Below are 22,944 nucleotides of genomic sequence, written 5' to 3' on the forward strand. Positions count from 1 at the left end.
AAGATTAGTTTAACTATCAAATAAGGGGTTATCGAATGTGGCTAATAGTGAGAAATCCGCAGAATTGCTCGCCTTCGGCAGAGCTCTACGAAACCTTCGGAAAGAGAAGAAGCTTACTCAAGACGAGCTTAGTCTCTATTCCCGTGTTGACCGGTCCTATATCAGTGAACTCGAGAACGGAGAAAAAGCACCCTCTCTGCTAACGATTACCGCATTAGCAAGGGCGCTTCATGTTAAGCCGTCGGCTCTGATTGAGGGCTATGAGAGGGAGATGAAACTGGATATTTAAGAGAGTCTTGCCCTCTCAGGGTTTTTCCAACTATAGATTAGGAAAATATCTTCTGAATCTCTTTCATCAGATATGTGTAAGACATCGCTCTTGGATAATAAGCGTTAGGGTGATGATAACGAATCAAGACTGTTTGAGTGTCCGCCAATATGATGTAATCCAGTCCACCGGAAGTCTGCTTAAGCTCATATGTACGAGGGCAAACTTTTCTCAGTAACTCATGGATACCGTTGAATATGACATCACCGCAGCACAGGACCAAGTCGGGATGGACGATCCTAATTTGCTGTAGAAGAAGCTCGCCAGTCTCCTGTATATGGCGCTCGACATCGGTATGATTGGCCTTGGCGCCACCAGCAATCTTCTTTACATTTGCAAAATAGACCTTTCGCAGAAACTCGTCCGCTTCTTTCTTCACGTCTTCATAACGCTGCTCAACTTCACTATATTCCGGGAATCCTTGGAGGATTCCGTAGGTCCAACGAAGGAGTACTGGCCAGGTGCTTCTTACTTTCAGATACCCTTTCTCTCTTACGAACTGCTGCAGGTCCCACCCGGCGTCCGAAGAATTAACCTCTTTCAGCAGCACCATCAATTTATGCTCTGCGCCGCCCCATGCTTCCTGTCCACATGCCCATCCGGAATGAAAATCCCCTCGGTGCACGCTGCGTGCATTCTCCATTGTTCAAATAATTCATCAAGTTGGTTGTTTATGTTCATGTTTACATCCTCTTAAATAGGTAAAGAAGTTACAGCGATCCACTTCCATAAGTGGTCCAGCTGCAATTTTCCATTCGCTATTTTTTCGCCTTCCCCACACTCCCCGCCTTATCCACATGCTCAGCCCGAATCTTCGCATCAGTGATATTGGCTTCTTTCAAAGTTTGATAGATCTTCTGAATATCCGATTCCGCTAGAACCGGGTGTGTCTTCTCTGCCCCAATCCGGTTCATTTTACGCTGAATATATTCGGATAGTTCAACATCGTACACGATCAGCTCATCCGACTGGATATTTCTCAATTCGGGGTCCACACTAAATCGGCAACGCATCGTGAAGGAAACGAGCGATATAAATCGACTCTCTTGATAGTTCGGAAGAAACTGCTTAATGGCTTGGATATGACCGTAATTCTGCATAAAGGGATTGTACATTTTGAATCGATTACTTACTGACCAAGACTTATTATCTCTCGTCCCCTTTATCTCTCCGTTGTAGTTCTTCGTCTCGATGATAAAGATTCCTTGTGGGGTTATGACCACGTGATCGATCTGCGAATAGCCCGTACGGGATTTCGGATTTGCAACCATTAAATCACTTATGTATTTGCACCCTTTCGGGAGCTGATCTAGCTGAATGTTAATCTTATGCTCTCCCAGCTCTCCGATACGGGTTGGCTGAACTTTGGGCTTAGGTTTGCTGCTGGCTACTTTGGTTTTGCTACGTTGAGAAGGCTTATTATCGGGAGTATCTGGCTTGAATATGGACATTAACTTTTTTAGCATGAAAGGGCTCCGTTCTATAAGTTTGATAGTTCATCCGATACGTTTCTTTTTTCTCCAAGCATTCAACTTGTTCTCAAGTGCAAGCCCATTTATCAATTGGATATTTAAACGTTCGGCATCTCTTCTGGCATCTTTGGTAAAATTACTGGTCGTTACAATCCACGCATCATAACATCCATGCACTTGTTTTCCCGCTTTTACTCGAAGGACAATATCATTTCCAACATTTCGCTTCCACCGTTTACACTGCACGGCAATCTTATATCCTTCTTTCCCTCGAAGGATTAAATCCACCTCACTATCACCAGAGCCACCAACTCGTTCAACCGTGTACCCTTGATCGATGTAGTACAATTCCATCAATCTTTCGAAATCGGCTCCCGATAGTTTATGGACATCTGCTGTAATGAGCATAGAAACCGTTAGATTTGTTAAAGTCTTTGTTTGGCTTGCCTGTGCGCTCTTATTTAATGAAGATGTATTCGCAGAAGCTCTAGTTGCAGTTCGATTTCTAGCCTTTTTTCGGGTTCTCCTATTTCTAGTCCAAGCTGCCCCAGCTATTTCTGCAAGAATTAACCCTCCGAAAAACACGCCTACAAATATCCCCCAGTGTAACTTAGGATTAATGAAATACAATGAGAGGGCCAGGATTGTAAACAGCCCTCGCAGCATATATGCAATTTGCCGCCCTTCAGCTTTGTATGTTTTAGCCATACCAATCAAAGCTCCCCTTTGTTGTTGCTTGTACCGTGGATACCCAAAACATGCTTGGCTAAATCCACCTGATCATGATCCAGCTCCACCTTGACCGCACCTGCACGTCTCTGTTCACGCCACCTGATCAGATCCTCATCCGTATCGAGCTTTAACTCCGCGATTTCCAGAGCTCGGTCGAACACGTATTTAGAAGTATATAAGACCCTGTAGATTCCTCTCCCACCGGAAACAATTGGTTTATCACGCTTAACCCACTGATCGATCGTAAATTTAACATATAATTTCTCTTCTGTACCCCGCCTTGCTGGACGTTCGGATATGTCTCTACGACGCAACACTTTCCAATCGGACACACGACCATACCAGTGAATACCTGTCTCTCCTGTGGAGGAGAACTTTCCTTTTGATTGGTACAAGGCGATATATTCGATCTGAGTGAGAATCTTATGATCTGTGATGTTCTCTAGCGGCATATGATAGAAGTTTAGATTTAACGCCTGTTCCAGTTGAGAAGGCTCTCTCAACGATCCAACCAGAACGTTTTTACCAGCCAGCTTGTTCTGATAGTAGCTCTTCGTGCCTCGCGGTCTGGTAGAACGTTCGTAAGCTTTTTCTGGGCTGTCCATAATGATCTCATCCAAGAAAGCTTCCATCAGGTCGGTGGAGTTTGGTAGAAATGGGAAGGCGCCCACATTGACAAGCTCAATGCTTTTATAAAAACGATGCTCCCGGAATTTTTCCTCATCATGATACGGAAATAGCACATAGGCACCAAACATGCTCCGTTCATACTCCTGCCCTTGTCCCTCCGCATACACGATCGCATCCCGATATCGGTGCATTGTGTTGATGTCTTCCTCCTCAGGCCCTGGCTGCTTATATCTCTCATAATAAGAGGTTCCCTCGTATGCCGGATTCAGCCGATACTTGGCATCGAAAATATACTTATACTCCACTGCAGCCTCGTTCTTCTTAAGCGTTAGCACATTATCCGGCTTCTGGCCAAGCGTAGCGCTCCGATCACCTTTCGGAAGCGCATTGTAATAGAGCGTAAACACTTCCCCGTTACTGGGGTTGCGGTACACCATTTTGGCCTTCGCCGACTTATCCAGTGTGACAAAAATCCCCGTACGCTGCACCTTAATAATATCTTGTTTAAGAAGCTCGTATTTTCGGCTGAGAAGATCATGGATCTTCAAGAAGCACCAATACTCGTACAACTGCGCCAAGTCTTTCATCGAGAGTCGGAACAAATCGCTTTGGATGGATAGTCCTTTCATAAGCATTAGATAGTTCCGATAGACTTCCCTGTACCCAGGTGCCATTTGCAATACTAGGGACACTGATAGCTGCTTCATCCCACCTACATTTAGAAAGTCGAGACTTAGCAATCGCTGTAGCTGGTTCTGCATGGAACCTATTCGCTTTATGAGGAGTGGATCTTGCAAACGAGATTTTCCTGATAGTCTGAGCTTCAATTCTTTTAATTTGCTTGATATGCGTTCTAGCACCCACCGCACAAAACGGTTCTCCATCGTATCATATTGGATTTGTCTTTTCGTCTCCAAAGCATGATTAGGGTACAGCGAATGCCCATTAACCGGTATAAAACCAATCCTGTCATCATGCCGAAGTAAATGCGGGTGTTTCGTCAGGTAAGCTATGTTTTCTTTACCACTCTTCTTGACTTTAGCTGCCTCCACCTTCCGCATCTCTTTCACCAACTTATAGTTAGGCGAAGTTTGGATTCGTTCTACGGCCTGGACAAGCTGTTCAAACACATGCTGTAAAATCGTAAAAAACTCCGTCAGACTCTGGTTCTTCGTTTCCTTTAAACCGGTGAGATGGTACGTTTTACGAAGGAAATCGAATGACAAATTATAAATCTGCCGGTTCACGTCGCTAAGGATCGCTTGATAATCCTCTTTGTAATCCATTTTCGACGGGAAAATCTCTAGTTGAAGTTGAAAAATAGCCTGACCACCCAGACGAAGCTCCAAATCCGTTAGACCAACCTCATTCTGAAAGTTCAGGATCCCCGACAGGATCGACTGGCCAAGTGGCTTAATTGCCTGCCTGACACTTGCATTCTCATGATGAAAGGAAAGAGAAAGTGCCCCTTTTTTCTCCACTACGAGCTCATAGGACTGGGTTTCAAATAATAGCGGCCAGCTCTTGTCCCCTATCTGCCATTCAGAAAGCTCACCTGTCTCCGGTAAAAACATTAAAATCCGCTGGATTTCTAATTCATTCGAGAGGGAGTGAACCTGTATACTTGTATCGATCCACTCCCCATCCTGCTGTCGATAAAGCTGCATCGACTCCACCGTTGGATGATAGGGTTTCCCTTGGATATACAAATTGAACAGATTCGTCTCCACGCGTAGCAGTTCAACACTCTGATTAGGAGAGCCAGTAAGAGGTGAATCCATCTTCTTCTAACCTCCGTAGCATAAAGGCAATTTTCCGAGCACTTAGTGGATGCTTCGCCTCGTTCTCCTCTTGGTTGTCGTTCCACTTTAGATATATCTCCGATGCATCATCCATTAGATCCGACATGGGAAGCGTTCTTCCTAATGCCCCTTGCAATAGCTTGAGGAGCACCCGCTTAACCGATAAACTACTGCCTTGGACGCGTGGTAGGATTTTCTGCAGTAGTTGCAAGTCAAAAGCCTCATCATCCGATAGCAGTTCAAAGCGCTGATTGTAAACCATGTAAAAGCAAATCGAATCCCGAATCCGGAATCCAACATGGGAATGGATCTCTTCTAGGATGTGATTGATCTTCACCAGCTTCTCCGTTGTGGCATGTACTAGTTCTGTATGTTCGGAATACACATCGATCAATTGCAAATACTCGCTTCGTAAAAATGAGTTATGGACCGGTAGATCTGTTGCTTCCTTCTCATGAAGGACTAAGCTCGGGTATTCCTGTAAATTGATATAGTTAAACTCAATGGTGTTCGCGCGATCGAGCACCTTTTTGCTGAAAGGATGTGTCGTCTCGTCCATGTTCACCGTGCCAATCAAATAGACATTATCCGGTATGGATAAGTCTCCATACAGTAATTGGTCATCCGGCAGCAAGGACTCCCGGTTAATGAGCTTGGAAGTAACAATTCGGTCTTGTCTCCATTCCTGCGTCTCAATGACACTGAGCACATCGCTGAAATAGTACTCAACCCGTGCCAAGTTCATCTCATCCAGGCAGATAAAATAAGGCTTATGCTGATTCTCTGGTTGAGACGCCTCTCCAAGCACCTCTGCCAAGCGACCAGGTCGGAACACCCCCGACAAGTCTTTGTATCCCAGCAAATCCGAAGGATCACTCCAGTCTGGGCGCACCGGTATCAACGTAAACTGACCATTATCCGTTGTCGCCCCTAGCGCTTCGGCAAATAGCTTCACGAGTTTGGTTTTGCCAGTACCCGATACCCCTGCCAGGATGACGAAAGGTTTCGTTTTTAGGGAGAGATATAGGTTCTCGATGAGGCCAGGCGGGTAGTGGAAACCACGGTGGGAGATGAATGACTTGACCTGCTCTAACTGTTCTGACACGGTTAATGAAATCAAGATTGGGCTCTCCTTAACTTCGGGCGCTGGCACTTCTTCGTCTGCGTTCTTGTTCTGCAAAACATGCTCAACATACATTTTATAGTTAGAAACCACATTCTCTAGATCGGACTGCAACTGATCATCATCTGGAATATCCTCACGATCATAGCGGATATACGCAATCGTGGAGACTTGGTAATCGCGACCGAGACCGGTTTTAGACGTTAAATTAATCCCATCGTCCTTTTGCATCCCCTCCAGCGGGATAAGCTCTCGAATTTCGGCAGCTTTGTTCTCGAGATACTGGTACCCTTCTTTCTTACCAAGCTCATCTTTAGGTACAGTAACCCCTTGGGCTAAGGTAAGATAGACAGACTCCATATCTTCCGAAAATAGATAAACGATATATTCACCATGCTGCGTTGTATCCGTAATGCGCTTATCCATCACCGCGATCCAAGGGATGTTCGCCCAATTACCTTTACCAACGGAACCATCAACTTTATAATTTGGATTCATGAAAGAAAGCGATCTTAAGAATTCCGGGATTGTTTGCCTAAAAAGAGTACCTAGTGGATGACCTGCAAAGGCTTGGTTTTTCGCCGTTATGTAACTACTCATGATTTCAGAGAGGGCACTATGAAAAGAGAATCCAGGATATTCTAATTTATTATTATAATTTTCCAAATCTTTCATGGCATACTCCTTTAACTCTCGAATAACGTTGTCATCTAGTTTGTCGGCTATATCGTGCCGAAAGCTTATTCTCTGCTGACTATGATCCACTTCTAGAATAGCAGATAGCGCTTCCAGTGGTGTCTTAAGTAAGGATATGGTCTGGGATAATGTAATGCCATCCCATTGGCTGGCTATGGCAGGGGGAGGTGAATCTACTTTCTTACCCAGTCTACTATTCTCTTGGAAGTATGCCAAAAACCGCTCAGCGATAGCGCTAAGCGGGAAAGATAAAGATTTCGATTGATCGTAATAATCGATGAGTGATAGGATCAATACCATTTTGTAGGATTTTTGTTTAATGCGAAAGATGGATGAGAGTTGTTCTGGTAGCATTGGGACCTCCAGTAAATTTCATAAAGAAATCAAAATTAAAAGCACTGTAACTAATAATCTAAGACAGTTGATTATATGAGAAAATTGAAACCAGGCAAAAAGCAATTAACAATCATACATAACAACCACGAAATTAGGTAAATATACCTATATTAATTAGTTCTTTAGTAGTCTTCATTATTGACTTTATTCATCAAATAGAATAGTGTTAAATGTGATTACGAAAAATATCGTTTTCAAGATATTACATCTAAACTAAGAATCTGTAAATCGGAGTAGGTTCATCGTGACTAGATTTCCATCAGAGACAGCAACCAAGCCCTTCCTGAGGTGGGCTGGTGGCAAAACATGGTTGGTGAAGTATTTAAATCAAATTATTGGAAGTACAAAATTCTTGAATTACCATGAACCATTTTTGGGGGGAGGATCTATTTTTTTTACAATCACCCCAAAAGGTACTTCATATTTATCAGATCTCAATAAAGAGCTTATTGAGACCTATCAATGTGTTAAGAATAATCCCCTTGCTATTATTGATACCTTACGAACTTATGAAAATACTAAAGAATTCTACTACGCGATTAGAGATCATATCCCAATTAATAGTGTAGAGCAAGCTGCGCGATTCATATTTTTGAATCAAACATCATTTAATGGCCTTTATAGGGTCAATCAGCATGGGGTTTATAATGTTCCTTTTGGATACAGAACGAAGAATTTTATAGAGGAAAGCAAGTTATTAGCAGCAAGTGAATGCCTACAAAAGGCAACTCTTATGCATGGTGATTTTACATGTAACAGTCAGAATATTAAGGAGGGTGACCTGGTTTTTTTAGATCCACCATACACCGTATCTCATAATAATAATGGTTTTATAAAATATAACCAAAAGCTATTTTCCTTAGATGATCAAAAACGACTAAGTCAATTTATAGATTACATAAAAAATCAAGGCGCTTATTACATATTAACAAACGCGGCTCATCAGACTATTCTTGAACTTTTTGAAAAGGGAGATACCCGATTAGAATTATTCCGAGCTAGCTTAATAAGTGGGGATAGTACTAAGCGCGAAAAAGTCTCTGAATATATATTTACCAATATTCCAGGAGGGCAAATAGATGGGCGTTATTGAGCATAAGTTAGTCACCGGGAATGAACTAGTTGCTTTAAAGAGAAAACGAAGTCAGTCCTTTGTTTTTGAGAAGTTTGAAACAGAACTTCGTGAGAAAAGAGAAAGTGAAGGATGGCTACTTGATAAAATCCTCAAGAATTCGGTTCGCATGAAGAAAAAGAAACCGCTAGATGAACTATTTGAAGATGAAGTTTGGACTCTATTTGCTTCTTTAGGATTTACACACATGAACAGAGATCGTCATCTTGAGATGCAATACACTGGATCCGGAATTGGGACTACAAAACAAATTGATGTATTGGCAGTAGATGAAGAAACCATTATATTTGTTGAATGTAAATGTTCTAACATAGGTAAACGAGGTGACTTCAAAAAGGAATTGGAGTCAATTAATGGAATTAAAGACGGTCTTTTTTCTGAGGCAAAAAGACTCTTTCCTAACAGAAAAACTAAGTATATTCTTGCTACAAAGAATTATGAAGTGTCAGAAAATGATAAATCCAGAATGAAAGAACTGAAGATACACCATTTTGATGAGTATGCAATTAAATATTTTTATGAATTAACAAAGCATTTAGGTGAATGTGCTCGTTTTCAACTTCTTGGTAATCTTTTTGAAGGTCAGAAAATCAATGGTATGGATAATAGAATCCCAGCTATCGAGGGGAAAATGGGAGGATATACTTATTACTCTTTTTCTATTGAACCTGAAAAACTTCTCAAAGTCGCTTACGTACTTCACCGAAACGAAGCTAATAATGATATGATGCCAACCTATCAGAGGATAATTAAGAAAAGTAGGCTTAGAGAGATTCAAAAGTTTGTCGATGGCGGTGGATTTTTCCCAAATTCCCTCATTATTAGTATTGATACAAATGGTAAAAAACTAAGATTTGATATTGCCACACCTCAAGCTGAAAAATCTATATCACGCATTGGTATATTACATCTTCCTCAATTATACAGATCTGCTTATATAATTGATGGACAACATCGTTTATATGGGTATGCTAATTCTAAGTATGCTAATACAAATTCCATACCTGTAGTCGCTTTTGTAAATCTTGATAAAACCAAACAGGTAGAGTTATTCATGGAAATAAATGAAAACCAAAAATCTGTGTCTAAAAACCTTCAAAACACTCTGAATGCTGATCTGCTTTGGTCCTCAGAAGATTGGAACAAAAGTAGGAAAGCACTCAGACTACATATCGCTCAAAAACTAGGTGAGTCGACAACATCTCCATTATTTGAACGTATCATTATAGGAGAAAATGAAGTAAGTCCGACTCGTTGTATAACAATTGATACTATAGAAAAGTCATTAAAGTCGACTGACTTTTTTAGTAGATATAGTAAAGGTAATATTATAGAAGAGAATGGAACGTTTGATAAAGGGAAGAACGAGGCTACTAGTAAAATTCTTTTTCCCTTCATTACCGAGTGCTTCAACTACTTTAGAGAAAATCTTCCTGAAGAATGGGAAAAAGGTGATAAGGATCAAGGGATATTAACAATTAACAATAGTATATATGGACTTATAAAAATATTTAATGATATTGTAAATCATCTTATTGAGCTAAATAAAATTAATCCTACAATGGATGATCCTTACAAAATATCCCAAGAGGTTCATTACTACCTTGCTCCACTAATTAACTTCTTTAGTGAAATTTCTGATGATGAGAGGAAAGAAATTCGTACAAACTATGGGAGTGGGGGCAAAACAAAGGTATGGAGAATTTTTCAGAAAGTCATTTCTGAAAGTAGAAAAGACTTCAACCCTCCAGGCCTAGAACAGTGGATCCGAGATAACACTAAACAGTATAATGTCGCCTCATTTGAAATGATTCATGATTTAGAGAACTTCATCAAGGAAGACTTCTCCAATAAGCTAAAGAAAAAGTATGGAGAAAAGTGGCTTACCTCAGGTTTACCCCCTAAAGTTTATAGACAAGCAAATAATGCTATGGGAACACAAAATTATAATAACAGTTTAAATAATATAAATAAAACAGTCTCAATATGGGATTGTGTAACAATTGCAAACTGTAAAGATATAGCAACATTCGGGGCTAATTGGACAGAACTTTTTGAATCCTCCTATACTCGTCCAGAAGAAAAAAAACTCCCTGGTGGAAAGGTTGCTAAAACAGAATGGCTTACTAAATTAAATGTTATTTCCAGTAATAATAATTCAAATTATAGTGTTTCGGAAGAGGATTACCTTTTTTTAAAGTCAATTCATGACTGGTTAATCGGCAATAAAGTATTAAATTGAAAACTCATGAGTTCCATATTATTCCAATAATGCAAAAGGGAAGGGAGTTCATGATATATTAAAGGTAATCTTAACTGAAGGATGCCCACAATGAGTATCCTTCTTCTTCTATCATTAGATAACAATCCCAATATCTCAGCTGTAGCATGTTTTCGTAGGCCCTGAAATGTGAATCATCCGCTTTTTTAAAAAAAATACAGGCATTAATTCGAATCCATCAGTACTTAATATAATACAGCAACAGTATCTCGCTAAACCTCCCAAAAATACTCTTAAATATAGTAGCTGAATATTCTTGAAGCTAGGGTTTACGACAAACTATACTTTCGCTAAGGTTTACAAAATCTGGAACCCTGATGATAACCCCCTACACAAATGGAAGTAATAAATAACCATCTCCTAGGATCGAATCGATCATACTCCTACCCAGTTATCCATTTTATATCCTCAGTTCGTATATTCAGCCTTATATACCCTTCATTCTATTTCTACAATATAAAATTTACTGCGAGCATTTAAGTCCATCCAGTCAATCGCATAGCTACCCGATAGCGAAATGTATGCTTCATCTTTGCCAACTCCCGTTGGTTTGTAGATGTTCCCGTAAACTGCATATTCTTCCCTGAAGAGCTTGTAGATGCCTCTATTATTTTTCCCTTGATAAAAGGGTTTGTCGGATACAAGAGCAACACAAGCTGTCCTAACGAATCCTAGATCCTTCAGCTGCTCCATGAATTTTATATCCTTCACAAAGGAATACATTTGTTCAGGATACTGTCCATTTAAAGGGCATTTCAGCTCAATTGCATACTTCTCCCTTTGATCCTCTGTAAATATTGAGATGTCGATTTCCTTTTTGATGGTGATAGATTGGCTTGAAAAATACGAAACATTACGCTCAAACTGAACTTTATATTGAGGGAGTCTTTCTCGCAAGTAAATGCCCAACTCGTGCTGTAAGCTGAATTCGTTGTATATTTCGATTCTATGATCTTGTACATGCTGAAAAAAGCTTGAAATCATCGTTTTCAATGCCAACATCTGGACCACCTCCTATGTAAAAATGAATCCAGTTTTTCGTATCTAGATAGACTCTTCGTATGGCCCTTCCAGATAACCCTTGATTCGCAGCCAGTCCAGCTTTTGCTGTTCGAATGGTCTGTTTCTTCGTCCTAAACTACCGCAATGAAATACCGGAAACACAACCGTATTCCCGCTCACCTTGATCGGTGATTCACGTTCGACCAATGCTCTGAATTTTATTCCTTTATGCCCATATTCACGCAGCAAGGACCTGGTTGCCTTCTCCCCCAGAGTGATGACAACTTTAGGTTGAATAATGTCTTCGATGAGTGGCTTAAGAAATGTGGACACGCAATTTCGAAACCACGATCCTCTCACCTTACCTGCTAATCCGCCTTTAGTTTTCATACACAGTATCGCATTGGTAAAGAATAAGTCCTCGTGTCTGTTTCTTGCAGTACGCTCGTCAATGTCCACACCAGCGATATTCAATAATTGGACCAATGCCGGTTCGTCGCGCTTTCTTCTACGTTGGTTTCCCCATCTTGGTCAACCAGTGTGATGAAATCCCCCCAATCCTGTCCAACCACCATTATTTTGGCATCCAGACTGCCTTGCCACTCTGTCCAGTGGCCGATCTGACTGGTCTTAAGCTTATCGTTCTGTTGCAGGCTCGGATTTTTCAATTCGCATTGTGCGGGATCACATATCGTGCATTTCTTCCGTTTACTGACTAGTGCTTTATAAGCGCTTAGTTTATCAATGTCACTCACAGAATCGCTCCTTTCCTCAGCTATCCGTCATTTCCTCAATCAAGCTACCTAAATGATAGCATTTGTAGACAGATCAGTTCAGACCTATCTCAAAGCTTCAGTAATTAAATTCCGTCGTAAAAGGAAACTCAGCGGAGGCCAGTTAGGCTTGGCTCCCCCTGCAACCCCTCCTAAATCCCCTCCCTTGACACCCACTACACCCCGTAGTAAATTATAATCACTACGTAGTGTAGTAATTCGTTTCGTTATGGACGTATAACGACTGTAGTGAGGTGTTCACCGTGAACCAAGTTCAGAAGCTCGGATACGGAAATGGAACTCATGGAGGTGATCCGGGAGTGTGAGCCTCCTGTCACTTCGACTGAATTATGCTCGGAATAAGAAAGACGCACCATAAGAACACGACGCAAATCTGAATTTCAGATTTGCGTCGCTTTTTTACTTATCTCCGCATGGGCTAGTGTTTATTATTCTATTTCTACTTTCTTAGAATCGGTTTCAATTTTAAAATTTTGACTCTTTCCGTCTTTAATAACTGTAAATTCTGCTATTGCCGAGATTTCGTATATACCAGGCTGCTTAATCTTATACTTGTAGTTTTCCGAAATAACAACCTTACCAGAAACTTCTCGATTCTTTCCTTTGTCCGTAATCGCATAGGAATTAATCTGCTTCCCATTACGATCTTTAATCACGTAGACGAACATTTGCTGCTTACTCGAAATCGTCACCTTTTGCACTAATTCTTTTTTAAGTTCAGCCTTGATCGTGAATTCCTCGTTGACCTTAACTTTTTGTGGGATCGAAAGCGTTGCGGAATAATCATCCTGAGTCATACTAGACAAAGCACCTGCTACTGTACTCGATGCTATAGTTTGAACCGGCTTTATTGACTGACATCCGAGGAAAATTAAAAAAACAATGATAACAATACACTGTTTCAAACCCAATCCCCTCCTCTTACATTTAGCGTTGGGATTTAATTTTTATTTCAGTATCATCTATATTCCTTTTTTGGGGAAGTTTCTGTCGGAAATGGACAAGTATATAGTCGCCGGCCTAGAGTTCCGTACCCTTCAACTTCAAATATGGCCATGATTACGGGAGTCTACATTAGCGATACTCCAGGTGACACTATTTATTTAAGGGGCGCAAATACTGGAGCCACTACTTCAGGCACCATTGAATATGCTAATGTTGATATATACCGGGGTCAAGGTGGCTACGGATACAAACAACCCAACGGGAATAACAGTTGTGGCGGCACCTTAACCCTTCGTTCGATTATTCTACATTGCTGCAAGAAGATCCAACCAAATAGGTTCGTTCAGTATTAGGACCAAACAGAATGATACCACGCCATCAAACAAACTTGAAAGCGCCGCTATCCTGGTTATTCCAGTTTGCGGCGCTTTCACTTATCTCCATAATGGGTCCGAAAAGCGTATAATTCACTCATATTCTCGTTGATGCGGTAGAGATGAGGTCCAGCTCAAAAGATTGGAACCAATGACAATGTCATGTTGTTAACTCCTTGCTGTTCCAGCATACCCCGAACGTTCGAAGTATATTTAAACCTTCTAGAAGTTATCAAGCAAAGTCCTCTCTATGCTCCCCAGCATCCCTACGACCAAGCAGCGGCCGGCATCCATCTCTTCATTAATGAAGGGCTGCTCACCTATCAGCAGAGCAATGCCCATGGTCGATTCTTCAATCGCCATACGAAATACTTGCGAAGAAACCGCCTGCGTGGTCACGATCTTGCCCAAATGGCTTTCCAGCGGCTTTATTGTTGTAGCATGCTTCAGCGAGTCTCCATCAACCTGCACCTATACCGGATCCTAACTGGTATTCATCACAACTCCCCCAAGATCACTTCACAAGCTCCGTCGGATTCATGCCCGTGAATTTCTTGAATACCGTGCTGAAATACGGAACGTTTTTATATCCGACCTGTTCGGCCACTTCGTAAACCAATGCATTCTTCTCCATCAGTAGCTCCCGGGCCTTCTCGACCCGTACTCGGGTCAGGTAATTGTTGAACGTTTCGCCGGTCATGTTCTTAAAAATCATCGACAAGTAGTTTCTCGAAATATACACCTTATCCGCCAGTCCACCGAGCGTAAGGTCCTCGGCATAGTGCTCGTGAATGTACTCGATCATAAAGTCGACCGCCTGGCGATGCTTGCCGTTCCCGCCCCATTCGCGGCTGCCGAACACAAGCCCGATCTTGGTGATCAGCCATTCGGCAAGCTCGGACGGACGCTGCAGCTTCGCCATTTCGCGCGTAATGCCGTCATACGGGAAGATATCGTCAACGACGGTCCCCGTCTCATAGAAAGCAAAAGCGATAATGCCCCACAGCTCGCCGGCCAGCATGCTGACGTAGGGTTTGGTGATGCCCCCTTCCTCTTCCAGCCGCTTCATATAGTCCCTTATGATCGTCTGCGCCTGATGCTCCTGTGAGGTACGAATCGCGCCGGCCAGCTCCAGGTATAGCTTAACGGGGCGCACCGGAGACTTGGCCTCCGCATTGCCCGGCTCCTGTGCACTGTAGAAATACAGCTCTTGCTCCGGAACGGCCGGCCGGGAAGTCACATCGATCGCCCGGAAGGCTTCTTCCGTCGAGATGCCGATATCCCTTATGCAACTCTTCCGCTCACCGATGCCGATCCGGATCTTCAGCTTCAGGTAGTTCCGCACACAGTCGATTAATCGTACACCCAGCTGCTCCAGCCGCTGCCGCACTCGCTCGGCAGGCTCTGTTCGATCATGATGAATAATGATCACCGAACGGTTGGTGTGGAGATCCGTATGGTCGAAGCGGGGGAATGCCGCCTGCGTAATTTCGCACGCCATATTGCTGATTGCAAATCGAAGGAGGCTCCAGTCCGGCAAGCTTAATTTGGCTGCCCGTTGATCGTAGACCAGCTCGATGCCGATGACCGTATGATCGTGATCGGTCCAATACCGATAAGGCTCCGGAATTTCCGATTGGAGTCCTGATTGCAGCAGGGCGCCGGCTGCGGCCGATTTGACCCACTCCTTCTCCACGAAAGGTTCATAAAGCTGCAGCTTCTGGAGCAGCTCATCCTGCTTCATGCGCATCTCTTCGCGCTCCTCCAAATCGGATATGGCTTCATTTAAAACAGACTTCAGCGTCGGAAGGCTGATCGGCTTGGATAAGTAATCGCTCACGTTCAGACGCAAGGCTTGACGTGCATATTCGAAGTCGGAGTAACCGCTCAGAATGATCACTTTTCCCGAATAGCCAGTGTTCTTTCGTAGCTGCTCGATCATATCCAGACCATTCATGACAGGCATATATAAATCGGTAATCACGATGTCGGGGCTTGCCGATGCAATCATTTCAAGCCCTTCTTCCCCGTTCGACGCTTCCCCCGCCCACTCTGCATTGAGTTCGTCCCAAGGGATGGCTTTCCGGATTCCCTGCAGCACAGCACGGTCGTCATCCACGATTCCTATCTTCCACATCTGAAGAGCCCCCTTCCTTATTTGCAAAAAGGAAAATAGCTTCACCCTAACGGTAATACGCCATGCCCGATCGGCTGTGAAACCGCTCAGGCATGACGTAAACCGGAGTAGACTAGAACTATATTAACAGACAGCTTTCACCGAATAACCGAATCATTCTACTCCCTTGCTGGCTTCTCGTTCTCACTCATCCATTGTATTGGAGTTATTCATATTCTTGCGCGGCCTTCTTGAGCGATTCATAGGCCTGCTCCGGTGTCGTTCTGCCGAAGCTCAACTCATCCCGGACGAGCGGGAAGTCTTTATCGATGAAGTTCACCCAGCCTTCCGGTCCTGTCGTAAAGATCTGTCCATCCGGCGTCGTGGCGTCGATCAGCTTCATCCCGACCTTCTCGCCTTCCGGCAGATTCGGAATCAGCGACTCCGCGATCTTGGCATTGGCAGGCACGCCCCGAGCGGTGCCAAGAATGGCTCCTGCTTCCGGATCATTGATGAACCAGTCGATGAATTTGGCCGCTTCTTCCTTATGCTTGGAATTCGGCGACAGGCTGAAGTACATGGACGGCTTGAGCCAGCCTCCCGCTTCCTCGGCCCGCGGCATCGTAACCAGATCGTAAGCCCCTTCCTTCATGCTGTCCCATGTGGTGTAGTTGTTGGAGAAGGAGTAGCGGAACAGGATTTTGCCGTTGACCAGCAGGTCGGCCGTCGGATCCATTTCCTTGTCGGATGCGTTTAGATCCGCCGGAGGCACAAGTCCATCCTTGCGCAGCTGTTCAAACTTCTTCGTCCATTCCAGGAACGTCGCTTCATCGATATTGAATTTGCCGTCTTCCGTAATCAAGGTCCCCTTGCCCTTGGCATAGTGGTACGCGCTGAACATGAAGTAGTTGCCGGCATAATCCAGCGTGAAATATTGGCCTTCCGCCAGCTTAGGCTTTACCTCTTCCGCCAATGCGAAGAAATCATCCCATGTCCAGCCGTTCTCCGGCATCGTTGCGCCCAGCTTCTCAAGAGCCGCTTTGTCATAGATCATCCCGAAAGCAACCGATCCGAGCGGCACGCCGTATTGCTTGCCCTCTCTCTGCCCGATCGGCAGCAAGCTCGGCGTCAATTCATCCAGCTTAACCTTGGTGTCGAGCTCTTCCAGCTGGTTGCGGGAGGTCCAGTCCGAAATCCAGCCCGGGTCCATTTGGAAAATATCCGGCTCATTATGCGCCGCTGCCTGCGTAGAGAGCTTATCCAGATAACCGTCCATCCCGGAGTATTCGGGCTCGAAGGTTACATGCGGATTCTTCGCCGTATAAGCCTCCAATGCCTTGAGTGTCGCTTCGTGACGCGGCTGCGAGCCCCACCACATAATCCGGAGCTTGACGTTGTCTGCCGAACCGCCTTCGGCCTGTGTATTGTTCTTGGTGGAGGTTGAGTTGCCTGTGCTTGTGCCGGTGCCTCCGTTACCGCCGCTGCATGCCGCTGCCAGCAAGGAGAACACCATCAATAACGCGAGAATCTGCAATCGCTTCCATTTGTTCATGCCGACTTCCCCCTAGAAACATTATATTGTGGTCAATATGATCCTATCAATTCTGGAATGACGGGTGTATAAGAGAGATGCACAATTTATTATAAAATCGTCTGATTATGCTTCACGTCTGTGCTTCTTCGAGCCTTGGGAAGATGATCGTTACAACCACTCCTTCAAACCCGCCGTCCTTAACGTGGATCTCATAATTTTCATTAAAGAACGCCGAGAACCGCTCTCTCACATTCCGAATCCCGTAACCGCCCTTGCGGCGATGACTCCCTATGCTCTCGGGAGCAAGCCCGCTTCCGTTGTCGGTAATCGTCATGCGGACACGGCCTCCCTCTTCTTCTGCCTTAATCTCAATTCGGCCGCTTTGCCTTGCATTGAAGCCGTGAATGATGGAATTCTCGACGAAAGGCTGGAGTGTCATTTTGGGAATGAATAAATCCCGGACTTCCTTGGAGGCCTGCACCTCATATTCCAGTCCGTCTTCCCACCGAATCTGCTGAATTTCCAAATAGCATGCGACATGAGTCAGCTCGTCTTCAATCGTAATAAAGCTCTCTCCATGCGATAATCCGATACGGAACATGCGGCCCATCAGCTCCAGAATACGGCTCATCTTCTCCTGTCCCTCGGCAATCGCCATCCAGTTCAGCTGGTCCAAGGTGTTATATAGAAAATGCGGATTAATATTGGCTTGGAGCGCTTCGATTTCGGCCTTCCGCTGCTGCTCGTAACGCTGCGCCAGGGAGGCGTACAATGCCTGGATTCGCTCATTCAGTCTGCGAAACCCTGCAAACAGAATGCCGAATTCATTCGTGTAATCGCCGGCCAGCTCCGCTTGCTTCCCTCCAACATCGTAATTCTTCATCGCTCTCACTAGCTGGGCGATCGGCTTCAACAATTGCCGGCTTAACCATAGCGTTAACAAGAAAGCTAGCAGTAAGGCTCCGATGCCGATGGTAATAATGACGCCGGCCAGCTTGACGCTGCCTGACGTGATTCGCTCCCACGGGGTAATCTCCACCAGCATCCAGTTGGAGTCGGCGACTTTGGAATAGACAACCAGAGACTCCACCCCATGCGGCTGTGTATGCTGCCGAAGCACCCCGGATTGGTCCGCGAACTGCAAATCCTGCTCCTGTAATCCGGCATCTGTCATTGATTTTCCGACGCTCAGCAGCTCCCTGCCGTTCAGATCCAGCAGCATCCGGTTGGAATCCTTGGAGTATCCCTCGAGAATCCCGCGGATCCAATCCGCCTTCACATGCACGACAAGAATGCCCAAGTATCGGGAGTTGTTGTATACCTTGCGGGAGAAGCTGAGCACAGGCACGTTCCCTTTATAGGTCGTTAAATCATGCTCCTCTGACCAGGAGAAGTCATTGTTCTGCAGCAACGGATACCATGGCTGTGCCTCAGCAGCCTTTAATTCATGGAATTGAATGTAGCTCTGCCGATCCCCCCACTCCGGCTGTTCCATATATAAATCGATGGCTTGAATTTGCGGAATCGAATACGTAAGATGAGCCAGCGCTTCCTGGATGCCTTTGGACCGCCTGTAGTGGTTGAACTCATCTTCTTTTCCCGACAGAAACGTAAGCAAATCATGGTCCCTGGACGTGGTCAGCGATATTTGCTCGATCGATGTCAGGCGGCCCGTAATTTCATTGTTCAGCTCCTCGAGCAGCCTTTTCTGGTAATACGACGTGTTGTCAGCCAATTCCCGCGAAGTCATGGCATAACTGGTCCATACCGTGATCGCCAGCACAATCGTGATCAGCCCTGCAAAGCAAATAATAAACAGGGAATCGATCCGGTATCTCTTGAAGGGATTGATCATAAGCGCTTATCCTCCATGCTCCATGCTTATCCATTCCGATCCGAAAAAAACATTGAAGCCGTGCGGCGAACCGCTGCCTCAATGTTTTCTCATTTTATAATAGATCGGCAGAGCTAGCCACTACCCTTTTAGTCCAGTGGTAGCCACGCCCTCCACAAAATATTTCTGGGCAAAGACAAACAGCAGCGTTGCCGGCACAATGGATACGAGCGACATCGCGAGCAATTGTCCCCATTCCGCGCCGCCTTGTGAATCGTTAATCATCCGTAACGCCAAGCCTACCGTGTATTTGTCAACGGAATTAATGTATAGGAGATGGCCAAGGAAATCATCCCAGTTCCATAGGAAGCAGAAGATGATGACCGTCACGATGGAAGGCTTCATCAAGGGCATCACAATCCGCCAGTAAATCCCGAACCAGCTGCATCCGTCGATCTTGGCCGATTCATCCAATTCCCGCGGAATCCCGCGTATGAATTGAACGAGCAGGAAGACGAAGAAGGTTCCTCCCGCACCTCCCGCTAACGCATGGGGCACGATGAACGGCAGGTAGGTGTTGACCCAGCCGAACTGGTGGAACATCGCATACTGCGGAATGATGAGCACTTGGCCCGGCAGCATCAGCGTGAGCATGAGCAGCGAGAACCAGAAGCCGCGAAGCGGAAAGTCCAGCCTTGCAAATCCGAAGGCGACCAGCGTACAGGAGATGACCGTTACGATGATGACCGCCGTAATTAGATAAAAGGTATTCAAATAGAAGTCGGTAAAGGTGAAGCCCGGAACGGAATTCCATCCGTTAATGTAATTGGACCACTGCGGCACGGACGGGAAGAGGGACGGGGAACTGAGCTCCTGGTTCGTTTTTAGCGAAGCGCCAATCCACCAAATGACCGGATACACCATCACCAAGCTGAATAGGATGAGCACCGCATGGCGGATCACGGAGTTCCATTTGTGTCTGGTCATTTTCTTTTCCCTCCTTGGCTCTCGGATTCGTAGAATACCCAGTATTTCGACGTCAGGTTAATGATCACGGCGGCAGCGACAATCAAGATCAGCATGATCCAGGCCAGGGATGAGGAATAGCCCAGCTGATAGCGGCTGAATGCCCGTTCATACAGGTATAACGCATACACATAGGTCGAGTTCATCGGCCCGCCGCCGGTGATGACGTAAGCAGGCGTAAACATCTGGAAGGAGTTAATGACCCCCATAATGAGATTGAAGAATAACGTGGGCGACAGCATCGGAAGCGTGATTTTGAAAAATTGCTTCACCTTGCCCGCCCCATCCACCGCGGAGGCTTCATACAGATCATTCGGGATCTGCTTCAGGCCCGCCAGGAAAATCACCATCGAGGAGCCGAATTGCCATACCGATAAGCCAATCAGGGACCATAATGCGGTATCGGGGTTCGTGACCCAGCCCGTTCCGGGAATCCCGAAGAATCCAAGCACTTTGTTGAAGAAGCCGTCCACGCCGAAAATATTCTTCCACAGCAGGGACACCGCAATGCTCGCCCCGATTAAGGAAGGGAAATAAATGGCCGTCCGATAGACGGATATCCCGCGCACAGCCCTTTTCAGCAGGAGCGCAACCATCAGCGCGGCAATCAGCTTTAGCGGCACCGAGGCGAGTACATAATAAAATGTGAGCTTGAGCGATTGGGCAAATTTGTCGTCCGCCGTAACGATGCGCTCGTAATTGTCCAGGCCGACCCACTCGATCGGCTTCATGAGGGTGTAATTTGTGAAGGAATAGTACAGGGACAACAACATCGGATAGGCTGTCAACGCCAGAAATCCGATCAACCAAGGGGAAATAAACAGATAACCTGCAAGGGGAGAGTCCCAGCGCTTGCGAAATGGCTTTTTGCGAACGGGTATTTCGGATGCTAAAGATGTTGCTCGTTCCATGAATTCACTCTCCTTTTCCGTACTTTAAGTATAGAAGGAGAGCCGCCGGGAACTACATAAGACAATTGCTCAAAATCATTCAATATTTTCAGAATGTGACGTCAGGTAGAATTAACATCAATCCCAATCCATAAAAGACGTCGCCTTCAGCTCGCTTTCCCTGCAATCTGGACAGGTTAGACGGAACGGGACGTTGTGCTCGATCGGTGTCTGTATCACAGGGTGGCTTTTGAAACCGTAGCTGAGTAAATCGTGATCCAGCTTAAATTGCTTGCGTATATGGGCGACTTCTTTTTTTGTTCATGGTTCGTTAGCACTGCTTATTTTCGTTTAGCTATGTGGTTCGAGCATCATTTGTCCATGTCCAAGCAACGTCAAGCTATGGCTAAGAGTGCCTCTCTTGCTGTAAGTTCAAAATAGTTACATTTAAATCCAGATGAGGAAGGAAGCGAGATGATGAGCAGCAATTCACTAATGGGATTCGCCCCTGCGCTGGGCTGGAATTCATGGAATACCTTTACATGGGATATTAACGAACAGTTGATTCGGGATGTCGCTGACGTATTTGTATCGGAGGGTTATCTCGAGGCAGGGTATGAGTACATCGTCATTGATGACTGCTGGAGTTTGAAGGAACGGGATGCGGACGGTAATCTGGTTGCTGATCCGAAGAAATTCCCGAATGGTATGAGAGCGCTTGCAGATTATATTCACGGGAAAGGCCTGAAATTTGGCATGTATTCATGCGTAGGCACACATACTTGTGCCGGCTACCCGGGCAGCTTCGAACACGAGTTCCAGGATGCTGCGCTGTTTGCCGAGTGGGGGGTCGATTATTTAAAATACGACTACTGTTTCAAGCCGCGCCACATCTCCGGTGAGCTGCTGTACAAACGGATGAGCCTCGCACTCAAAAACTGCGGACGCGATATCCTGTTCTCGGCCTGCAACTGGGGAGCCGACAACGTATATGACTGGATTCGTGAATCCGGCGCACATATGTACCGTTCCACCGGCGATATTCGAGATAACTGGGAATCGGTGAAGGAGCTGGCCCTGTCACAGCTGGGGAAACAAAGCTACACAGGCTCCTTCTGCCATAATGACATGGATATGCTCATTGTTGGCATGTACGGCGGAAGCAATAACGACTTTATCGGCACGATCGGCGGCTGCAATGATATCGAGTATAAAACTCACTTCTCGCTCTGGTCCATGATGGGTTCACCGCTCATGATCGGATGTGACGTGCGTAAGGCCAACCAGGCAACGAAGGATATATTGCTCAACCCTGACCTGCTTGCCATCAATCAGGATGCAGAGGCACGCGGAGCATATCGCATCAAACCTGAACCGCAATGGTTCCACACTGACGATGTATTCATGCTCGTTAAGGTGCTTACGGATGGCGATCTGGCCATTGGCTTCTTCAACCTGAGTGACAGCCAGCGCGAACTGTCCCTGCAATTCTGGGATATGGGGCTGCCTTACGCCGCAGGTTATGCTTTATCCCTCTATGACTGCTGGGAGCATAAGGAACTGGGTGTGTATCGAGAACGCTTCGCGCCAGTTGTTGCCGCTCATGATTGTCTCGTCGTGCGGGCCAAACTGGTGAAGTAAATGGCTCACAGTCGCCTGTGCACCGCCTGTCGGGTTCCGCTCTCTTCCGATGATGTGGGAATCTATCTCAAATTAGTCTCACGCACAGCCCAGCAATTCCTCTGCATCGACTGTCTCGGTGTGAAGCTGAATTGCGGACGGGAGCCCATTGAGAAGCTGATTCGTTATTTCCGTGAGTCCGGTAACTGTGCTCTTT

At 45.3% G+C, this 22,944-nt stretch carries 19 protein-coding genes; 4 read left to right on the forward strand and 15 right to left on the reverse strand.

What is annotated here, in order from left to right; all coding sequences use genetic code 11:
- Positions 1-37: 37 nt before the first annotated feature.
- Positions 38-289, forward strand: coding sequence for a helix-turn-helix domain-containing protein (locus MKX64_RS03965; protein ID WP_341035372.1), 252 nt, complete (start codon positions 38-40; stop codon positions 287-289).
- A gap of 37 nt (positions 290-326) precedes the next feature.
- Here MKX64_RS03965 and MKX64_RS03970 read toward each other — a convergent pair whose 3' ends face one another.
- The 5 genes from MKX64_RS03970 to MKX64_RS03990 form a co-directional block, all read right to left on the reverse strand.
- Complete coding sequence (locus MKX64_RS03970) at positions 327-971, reverse strand: hypothetical protein (RefSeq protein WP_341035373.1); 645 nt, start codon at positions 969-971, stop codon at positions 327-329.
- A gap of 115 nt (positions 972-1,086) precedes the next feature.
- On the reverse strand, positions 1,087-1,794 hold the full coding sequence (locus tag MKX64_RS03975) for a nuclease-related domain-containing protein (RefSeq protein WP_341035374.1): 708 nt from the start codon (positions 1,792-1,794) through the stop codon (positions 1,087-1,089).
- A 30-nt stretch (positions 1,795-1,824) separates the two neighbouring features.
- Positions 1,825-2,508 carry a restriction endonuclease gene (locus MKX64_RS03980; RefSeq protein ID WP_341035375.1) on the reverse strand — a complete coding sequence of 228 codons (684 nt, stop codon included), beginning with the start codon at positions 2,506-2,508 and terminating at the stop codon, positions 1,825-1,827.
- Positions 2,509-2,513: 5 nt separating this feature from the next.
- Positions 2,514-4,943 carry a restriction endonuclease-like protein gene (locus tag MKX64_RS03985; RefSeq protein ID WP_341035376.1) on the reverse strand — a complete coding sequence of 810 codons (2,430 nt, stop codon included), beginning with the start codon at positions 4,941-4,943 and terminating at the stop codon, positions 2,514-2,516.
- Positions 4,915-7,137 carry an MrcB family domain-containing protein gene (locus MKX64_RS03990; RefSeq protein ID WP_341035377.1) on the reverse strand — a complete coding sequence of 741 codons (2,223 nt, stop codon included), beginning with the start codon at positions 7,135-7,137 and terminating at the stop codon, positions 4,915-4,917. The genes MKX64_RS03985 and MKX64_RS03990 overlap by 29 nt, the downstream gene beginning before the upstream one ends.
- Positions 7,138-7,423: 286 nt before the next feature.
- Between MKX64_RS03990 and MKX64_RS03995 the strand changes: the two genes are divergently transcribed.
- Both MKX64_RS03995 and MKX64_RS04000 read left to right on the forward strand, forming a co-directional pair.
- The gene (locus MKX64_RS03995) at positions 7,424-8,272 is read left to right on the forward strand and encodes a DNA adenine methylase (protein ID WP_341035378.1); all 849 of its coding nucleotides are present in this window, start codon (positions 7,424-7,426) and stop codon (positions 8,270-8,272) included.
- A complete protein-coding gene (locus tag MKX64_RS04000; protein ID WP_341035379.1) occupies positions 8,259-10,553 on the forward strand; it encodes a DGQHR domain-containing protein in 2,295 nt (764 codons plus the stop codon). The genes MKX64_RS03995 and MKX64_RS04000 overlap by 14 nt, the downstream gene beginning before the upstream one ends.
- 477 nt (positions 10,554-11,030) lie before the next feature.
- On the opposite strand, the gene MKX64_RS04005 is transcribed toward MKX64_RS04000, so the two are convergent.
- From MKX64_RS04005 to MKX64_RS04050, 10 genes are all read right to left on the reverse strand, one after another.
- Entirely contained in the window at positions 11,031-11,594 is a 564-nt protein-coding gene (locus MKX64_RS04005) for a hypothetical protein (RefSeq protein WP_341035380.1), read from the reverse strand.
- A 42-nt stretch (positions 11,595-11,636) separates the two neighbouring features.
- Positions 11,637-12,053 carry a uracil-DNA glycosylase family protein gene (locus MKX64_RS24255; RefSeq protein ID WP_445670825.1) on the reverse strand — a complete coding sequence of 139 codons (417 nt, stop codon included), beginning with the start codon at positions 12,051-12,053 and terminating at the stop codon, positions 11,637-11,639.
- A gap of 11 nt (positions 12,054-12,064) precedes the next feature.
- Positions 12,065-12,349, reverse strand: coding sequence for a hypothetical protein (locus tag MKX64_RS04010; RefSeq protein WP_095267986.1), 285 nt, complete (start codon positions 12,347-12,349; stop codon positions 12,065-12,067).
- Between the two features lie 467 nt (positions 12,350-12,816).
- Positions 12,817-13,293, reverse strand: a complete 477-nt coding sequence (locus MKX64_RS04020) for a hypothetical protein (protein WP_155618949.1) — start codon at positions 13,291-13,293, stop codon at positions 12,817-12,819.
- 636 nt (positions 13,294-13,929) lie between these two features.
- Positions 13,930-14,178, reverse strand: coding sequence for a hypothetical protein (locus MKX64_RS04025; RefSeq protein ID WP_341035381.1), 249 nt, complete (start codon positions 14,176-14,178; stop codon positions 13,930-13,932).
- A gap of 43 nt (positions 14,179-14,221) precedes the next feature.
- Positions 14,222-15,844 (reverse strand): response regulator transcription factor, encoded by a 1,623-nt coding sequence (locus MKX64_RS04030; protein WP_095267983.1) that lies wholly within the window; start codon positions 15,842-15,844, stop codon positions 14,222-14,224.
- 205 nt (positions 15,845-16,049) lie between these two features.
- On the reverse strand, positions 16,050-17,375 hold the full coding sequence (locus MKX64_RS04035) for an ABC transporter substrate-binding protein (RefSeq protein ID WP_095399292.1): 1,326 nt from the start codon (positions 17,373-17,375) through the stop codon (positions 16,050-16,052).
- A gap of 112 nt (positions 17,376-17,487) precedes the next feature.
- Positions 17,488-19,212, reverse strand: coding sequence for a sensor histidine kinase (locus MKX64_RS04040; RefSeq protein WP_095399293.1), 1,725 nt, complete (start codon positions 19,210-19,212; stop codon positions 17,488-17,490).
- A gap of 120 nt (positions 19,213-19,332) precedes the next feature.
- Positions 19,333-20,178, reverse strand: a complete 846-nt coding sequence (locus MKX64_RS04045; protein ID WP_095399294.1) for a carbohydrate ABC transporter permease — start codon at positions 20,176-20,178, stop codon at positions 19,333-19,335.
- Positions 20,175-21,128 (reverse strand): carbohydrate ABC transporter permease, encoded by a 954-nt coding sequence (locus MKX64_RS04050; protein ID WP_341035382.1) that lies wholly within the window; start codon positions 21,126-21,128, stop codon positions 20,175-20,177. Before MKX64_RS04050 ends, MKX64_RS04045 begins: the two co-directional genes overlap by 4 nt.
- Before the next feature lie 453 nt (positions 21,129-21,581).
- Here MKX64_RS04050 and MKX64_RS04055 point away from each other — a divergent pair, with 453 nt between their 5' ends.
- A complete protein-coding gene (locus MKX64_RS04055) occupies positions 21,582-22,748 on the forward strand; it encodes a glycoside hydrolase family 27 protein (RefSeq protein WP_341035383.1) in 1,167 nt (388 codons plus the stop codon).
- The last annotated feature ends 196 nt before the right edge of the window (positions 22,749-22,944 follow it).

The sequence above is a fragment of the Paenibacillus sp. FSL M8-0334 genome, assembly GCF_038000405.1.
GTDB lineage: Bacteria > Bacillota > Bacilli > Paenibacillales > Paenibacillaceae > Paenibacillus_AQ > Paenibacillus_AQ campinasensis.

Coding starts and splice junctions, on each gene's coding strand:
- MKX64_RS03970 (WP_341035373.1), bottom strand. CDS start 971: ATGGAGAATGCACGCAGCGTGCACCGAGGGGATTTTCATTCCGGATGG.
- MKX64_RS03975 (WP_341035374.1), bottom strand. CDS start 1,794: ATGCTAAAAAAGTTAATGTCCATATTCAAGCCAGATACTCCCGATAAT.
- MKX64_RS03980 (WP_341035375.1), bottom strand. CDS start 2,508: ATGGCTAAAACATACAAAGCTGAAGGGCGGCAAATTGCATATATGCTG.
- MKX64_RS03985 (WP_341035376.1), bottom strand. CDS start 4,943: ATGGATTCACCTCTTACTGGCTCTCCTAATCAGAGTGTTGAACTGCTA.
- MKX64_RS03990 (WP_341035377.1), bottom strand. CDS start 7,137: ATGCTACCAGAACAACTCTCATCCATCTTTCGCATTAAACAAAAATCC.
- MKX64_RS04000 (WP_341035379.1), top strand. CDS start 8,259: ATGGGCGTTATTGAGCATAAGTTAGTCACCGGGAATGAACTAGTTGCT.
- MKX64_RS04005 (WP_341035380.1), bottom strand. CDS start 11,594: ATGTTGGCATTGAAAACGATGATTTCAAGCTTTTTTCAGCATGTACAA.
- MKX64_RS04030 (WP_095267983.1), bottom strand. CDS start 15,844: ATGTGGAAGATAGGAATCGTGGATGACGACCGTGCTGTGCTGCAGGGA.
- MKX64_RS04035 (WP_095399292.1), bottom strand. CDS start 17,375: ATGAACAAATGGAAGCGATTGCAGATTCTCGCGTTATTGATGGTGTTC.
- MKX64_RS04040 (WP_095399293.1), bottom strand. CDS start 19,212: ATGATCAATCCCTTCAAGAGATACCGGATCGATTCCCTGTTTATTATT.
- MKX64_RS04045 (WP_095399294.1), bottom strand. CDS start 20,178: ATGACCAGACACAAATGGAACTCCGTGATCCGCCATGCGGTGCTCATC.
- MKX64_RS04050 (WP_341035382.1), bottom strand. CDS start 21,128: ATGGAACGAGCAACATCTTTAGCATCCGAAATACCCGTTCGCAAAAAG.
- MKX64_RS04055 (WP_341035383.1), top strand. CDS start 21,582: ATGATGAGCAGCAATTCACTAATGGGATTCGCCCCTGCGCTGGGCTGG.